The sequence below is a fragment of the Glutamicibacter sp. NPDC087344 genome (genome assembly GCF_044744225.1).
In the GTDB taxonomy this organism is placed as follows: domain Bacteria; phylum Actinomycetota; class Actinomycetes; order Actinomycetales; family Micrococcaceae; genus Glutamicibacter.
Window position 1 is genome coordinate 1 of record NZ_JBIUXY010000028.1, and the last position, 1,309, is coordinate 1,309.

The following is a 1,309-nucleotide window of genomic DNA, read 5'->3' on the forward strand; positions in this document are numbered from 1 at the left end:
TGAGCTGTCATGATGTTATGAGACACGCGTTAGTAGGAGAATGAGTGCATGTCCAAACGTCAGAAGTTCACCCCGCAGTTCCGTGCAGAAGCAATCGAACTGGTGATCTCCTCTCAGAAGAGCCTGGTCGAAGTCGCCGAGTCCCTGGGGATCAATGAAGGAACCCTGGGCAACTGGGTCCGTGCCTACCGGGCTGAACATCCTGAAGCTGAAACAGAGGAACGCTCACCAGTGGAATGGGCCGAATACGAGAAGCTGCGCAAAGAGCTGCTGGAGGTGAAACGGGAGAACGATTTTTTAAAAGATGTCAGCGCCTACTTCGCGTCGAACAGGAAAAAGTAGGCGCGATCTTCGCGTTCATCAAAGAGCACACCGGTCAGTATCCGGTGAAGTGGATGTGCCAGAAACTCGCGGTTGCCCGAGCTTCCTACTACCGGTGGCTGAACCCTCGCGAGGAAGTCAGTGAAGCAAAGGCCCTGCGCGCCCACCGCACAGAGCTCATCCAGAAAGAGTTTGAGGCCTCGAATCACGTTGCTGGCGCTGGCCAGCTAGTAGATTTGGTGCGCAATAACCATGATGAATACATCCCGAAATCCACGATCCTCTCGATCATGAAAGACCTAAGGATCGAGGCTAAGCGCATGTGTGCGTTCAAGACAACGACCGTTCGTGATGTTCAGGCAAGGACTGCGCATATCAAGAATCATATGGTCGATAAGCTCGGCAAAAGAGACTTCCGCTCTTCACATCCTGGCGCCAAGCTGGTGGGAGATATTACCTATCTGCGTACGGGCGAAGGCTGGCTGTATTTGGCGACGGTGATTGATTTGTATTCGCGTCAGATTGTTGGTTGGTCCATGGCGCCGAACATGCAAACTCAGTTGGTGATCGACGCGATGAATATGGCTGTATCGCGAGGTTTTGTCAGGTCAGGTAGTGTTTTTCACTCAGACCGTGGTACACAGTACACGTCGGACGCGTTTCAAGCCTGGTGCGCTGAGTATGGTGTTAGGCAGTCGATGGGGCGCACTGGGGTGTGTTGGGATAATGCCGTCGCAGAGTCGACCTTCTCGATCATCAAGAACGAGATGTTCCATCACCGTGCTTTCATCACCCGTATGGCTGCGAGGACTGCGGTAATGGAGTTCATTGAGGTTTGGTACAACCGGAAGCGTCCGCATACGAGCAATGGTGGGTTGACGCCTCAGATGGCGTTAGACGCGTATGAGTTGAAGCATTCTGAAGCTGAAGCGGTTTGAGGATAGTTAGTAAAAATCAGATATTGTGTCTCAAAAACTTGACCGGCTCA

1 protein-coding gene is annotated in these 1,309 nt (G+C 52.4%); it reads left to right on the forward strand.

Features of this window, described 5'->3' with window-relative positions:
- Window positions 1–48 precede the first annotated feature (48 nt).
- Window positions 49–1,259, forward strand: a protein-coding gene (locus ACIOWL_RS21165) for an IS3 family transposase (RefSeq protein ID WP_400389954.1) whose coding sequence is annotated in 2 segments (ribosomal slippage) — window positions 49–292 and window positions 292–1,259 — 1,212 coding nt in all. Because the reading frame shifts where the segments join, the coding sequence is not laid out codon by codon here.
- The last annotated feature ends 50 nt before the right edge of the window (window positions 1,260–1,309 follow it).